This is a genomic window from Dehalobacter sp. (assembly GCA_023667845.1).
GTDB lineage: Bacteria > Bacillota > Desulfitobacteriia > Desulfitobacteriales > Syntrophobotulaceae > Dehalobacter.
The window spans coordinates 1-3,571 of record JAMPIU010000131.1 but is presented as its reverse complement, the minus strand read 5'-3'; the positions used below and the strand labels follow the sequence as shown (position 1 = coordinate 3,571).

The window sequence follows — 3,571 nt, the reverse complement described above, 5'->3', positions numbered from 1 at the left end:
ACGATATAATCTAGGTGCAACGATGAAAAATGTTTTATTAGTGGGTGCTGGAAACCTGGGACGACGGCATTTACAAAGCCTGAAAAACAGCCGATATCCAATCAGGATATTCGTTGTAGAGTCGTTCGACGAGGCACGGTCGTTGGCCAAATCAGCTATGGAGCAGGCCCCAGGCAGCCAACCCGAGAAAATAGTTAGTTTTCACGGTTCGCTCGATGATATTGACCAGAAAATCGATATTGTCATCGATGCGACACCTGCAACTGGGCGTCTAGAGATACTGAGACGCACCTTAAGTCTAGGTGCAAAAGACCTTGTTCTGGAAAAGGTAGCGTTCAACTCGGTAGGTGATATTGACCAGGCGGCTGCATTAATCGAGCAAACTTCGGCACATGCGTGGGTTAATTGTCCGCGCCGGTTAAATCCGTTTTATATCCAGCTGCGCACAATTTTGCAAAATGAGGCAATCATTCGATTCGAGGTCAGTGGCGAAAATTTTGGTATGGCCTGTAATGCTATTCACTTTATAGACTTGTTTAGCTACTTAGCTCAGCGGCACACCTATACTATAAGCTTGGATAAAGTGCAGAATATTGTTCCTAGCAAGCGCAGTAACTATATTGAGTTTTTCGGAGCGGCAGTTGGTGCTTTTGACTCCGGCCCCGAGTTCAAGATTGACTGCCGCGAAAGCCCGAGCGGAGTTAGCTTCGATATTCGAGTTGTCACGTCTCTCAATGAGTACCGCATCAATGAGATCAGTGGTCAGATAAAAGTTACTGATCAAAACGGCAGATGCGAAACTCAAGTTTTTCGCCAGCCTTATCAGAGCGAGCTGACGGGGCCGTTGGTCGACGCAATAATTGAAACCCGGCAGTGTGGACTTACGACATTTTCCGAGTCGATGGCATTGCATCGACCGTTCATCAATGCCGCATATGAACTGTATGCCTCGAAGTATGAAGAAAACGATATGAAAACGGTGCCGATTACATGAGTATGAATGTTCTGGTCGTGGGCAGTGGGGCAATGGCCAAAGAGTACATTAAAGTACTGAAAGCGCTGAATACCCCTGTAACTGTTGTAGGGCGAAGTACTACAGGTGTGGAGAATTTTAAGCGCGATACGGGGATAGTTGCATTATCCGGTGGCCTGGAAGCAAATATCGGCACGCTCGATATCGCGAGCTTCACCCACTGCATTGTTACTACCAACGTAACGCAGCTTTATGGCAACGTTCGTAGTCTTTTGTTTGCAGGCGCGAAAAAGATTCTCGTCGAGAAGCCGTTCGTCTTGGACCAAGAGTCGTTGGACGATGCCTATCGCCTGGCCAAAGCCAATTCGGCTGAAGTCTTCATCGCCTACAATCGGAGATTCTTCAGCTCGGTGATCAAGGCCCGTGAAATCATCGAGGCTGACGGTGGCTTGGAGATGGTCAAGTTTGATTTCACCGAATGGGCTCATGTTATCGAAGGGCTGAAAAAAGACCCCTATGAAAAAGCCCGTTGGCTATTGGCCAATTCGACTCATGTGATTGACCTTGCATTTTACTTTGCCGGTACGCCAAAGGCCTTAACCGCTTACCGGGGAGGCACACTCGACTGGCACCCGACCGCAAAAGTGTTCTCTGGTGCAGGTATTAGCCAAAAGAATGTGCTCTTCTCCTACGGCTCGGACTGGGGCTCAGCAGGCCGCTGGTGGATCGAGCTCTTTACTCCGCTGCGCAAGCTGCGGCTTTGTCCAATGGAGAAGCTGTTGGAAACTCGAAAGGGGACAGTGACGGAGCAGGAAATTGTGCTTGACGACGAATTAGAGAAAAAATTCAAACCGGGACTGTATCGTCAGACCGAGGTTTTTTTATCTGCCAATAAAGGTGAGCTATGCGCGCTCAGAGAGCTACACGAGAGATTCCCTTATTTCTGCAATGTGGCGGGCTACCATAAGGATGCGTAATCTTTATAAAAGTAAGCTAATGCCGGTGTTGATATATTTCTTCCGAGCTGCGCCATTATTGTTTTTAGCCAGCTTAGGATGTCGACTTTTTTTTATTTTGCTTCAAATGGCTTCTATATGGATAGTTTTCAGCTGGGTTAGTGGGAGTGTGAATGCGTATTTTCTTGAAATCGTCGGCCAGCCCGCCGACTCCTATATTTATCCGGGTGTAGGGGCTGCCGGGTTAATAGGTTCGACATGTTTCTCGTTACTTTCTAAGATGTTAGCTCTTGAATCGACGTACAAGTTTGAAGCTAAAATTGTGGAAAGAAATTCTAGCTTACATTTTCCCCTTACAAAAGGGGACTTAAGAAATATAGTAAAATTGATGATATCTGTATTAGATATAATAATTCCGTTGATGCTAATTGTAATTGTTGCCTGTCTCTGGACAGTCATTACTCCTTATACGTTATTGATTGTCGGTCTTGTTCTGTTCATAGGTGCTTGGGCGAGTAAGCAAGGAGTGAAATTCTCAGCTAACAGCTTCAAAAACATAACAGCTACAGGGCGACTTAACGAGTATATAGGAGGGCACGAACATCGGAGATTTTACAAAATACTGTTGCTGCCAAATTACGTGTCCTTGGTAATTATATCAATGGTATCTGTTTCCGTGGCTTTAAGCTTGGTTGCGACGAAGATATATTTCACTTCGCATGGGATGAATATAGGGCATATGGCCATCATTACTGGAGTCGCTTTTCTTCAAATGAAATCCTTTGCAGGAATTATAGTTCGTGCAGGGGCTTACAATAAAAGTTTGTCGGTTGTCCACAACATAATAAGCGCGGCATAGGTGATTTGTGAAAGTCGCTTTTGTTTTAGGGAGCTTGAGTGATAGCCTCCATGAAGAATTATCTCGGCGAAAATTTGATAAAATTTATTGCTACTCTAACTCTCTAAAAAAAGCAGATAAAGCAGATAAACTTTTATTGGCCTTGGAAAATCCTCAGCGTGACCTTAGAAATGAAGATTTAATTGTGAGTCGTTTCGCAGATAGAGTTGTTTCCAATGTATCGCTAAATGCTAATGACGCTCTTTTAATAAGAAGGGCGTTAAAGTTATCTGTTGTTAGATTGGAAGCACGTTTTTATCTCAATGCGCTGGATGTACTATCTGTTAAAAAAAGTAGTTGCGACGACGAAATATTCTTTATTTCAAGTTATCTGGCTCAAGAAGATGTTGCTCAAGAATGTAGTTCAAAATATAAGTGGGAAAGTGCAGTGCATGACAGGTTCACGCATGTTATACCGTATCTATTTCATGTGGTTAAGGTGCTTAAATGGTTATTGAGTCCTTTTATGCGTTAAAAAAAAAGTTTATGCGGTTTTTCCGCTACTTAATGTCGAAGCTCATTTTAAAAATGACATTTGGCGGTCCGAAGTCGAAGAGTGCGTTTTTAAATATAATATTAACTGATATCCGCGAAGAGCCTGCTAAACAGAAAAGCTTAAGCTTTGACACAGTTATTAAAAAATTTTTGTCTGAAGGATATTCTGTTTCTATAATTGTACCAGGTGGAAATAAAAATCGCTACGAAACACTTATTAGGTATCAAAGGATATTTCAAAAGCATACA

5 protein-coding genes are annotated in these 3,571 nt (G+C 43.4%); all 5 read left to right on the top strand.

Annotated features, from left to right (window positions below; translation table 11 throughout):
* The coding region (locus NC238_10195; protein ID MCM1566299.1) for a Gfo/Idh/MocA family oxidoreductase at nt 1-994 on the top strand (994 nt) is incomplete at its 5' end.
* On the top strand, nt 991-1,950 hold the full coding sequence (locus NC238_10190) for a hypothetical protein (protein ID MCM1566298.1): 960 nt from the start codon (nt 991-993) through the stop codon (nt 1,948-1,950). The genes NC238_10195 and NC238_10190, both read left to right, overlap by 4 nt.
* Nucleotides 1,943-2,788 (top strand): hypothetical protein, encoded by an 846-nt coding sequence (locus NC238_10185; GenBank protein MCM1566297.1) that lies wholly within the window; start codon nt 1,943-1,945, stop codon nt 2,786-2,788. The genes NC238_10190 and NC238_10185 overlap by 8 nt, the downstream gene beginning before the upstream one ends.
* A gap of 7 nt (nt 2,789-2,795) precedes the next feature.
* The gene (locus tag NC238_10180; GenBank protein MCM1566296.1) at nt 2,796-3,302 is read left to right on the top strand and encodes a hypothetical protein; all 507 of its coding nucleotides are present in this window, start codon (nt 2,796-2,798) and stop codon (nt 3,300-3,302) included.
* A gap of 53 nt (nt 3,303-3,355) precedes the next feature.
* The coding region (locus NC238_10175) for a hypothetical protein (GenBank protein MCM1566295.1) at nt 3,356-3,571 on the top strand (216 nt) is incomplete at its 3' end.